General features: G+C 55.4%; 1 protein-coding gene. It reads right to left on the reverse strand.

What is annotated here, in order from left to right; genetic code table 11:
• On the reverse strand, window positions 1–307 hold a 307-nt coding region (locus XINFAN_RS22595), incomplete at both ends, for a hypothetical protein (protein WP_435530883.1).

Below are 307 nucleotides of genomic sequence, written 5' to 3' on the forward strand. Positions count from 1 at the left end.
CACCGAATTCTCCGACGCCTATATCAAGATGAAAACCCAGGAATGGAACCAGTACGCATCCCATTTCACAGAATGGGAATTGCAAAATACCCTCGATATTTAAGATTGGGCCGGAGCGGACACCCCGCTCCGGCTTTTTTGTTTGCGCGGGTTTTGCCTGCGCCGGTTTTGGCTTTGCCAATTCCTGGCTGAGCCTGGCGATGGAGTTTTTCGCGCCGCGGCCCCTGTTGGCTTTGCGGCTCCGCTGATCAGAGAGGAGGACGCTGATGATCCAGAAGATATTGTGCCCGACGGACGGGACCGACCA

It is taken from the genome of Pseudogemmobacter humi, from assembly GCF_900609055.1.
In the GTDB taxonomy this organism is placed as follows: Bacteria; Pseudomonadota; Alphaproteobacteria; order Rhodobacterales; family Rhodobacteraceae; genus Pseudogemmobacter; species Pseudogemmobacter humi.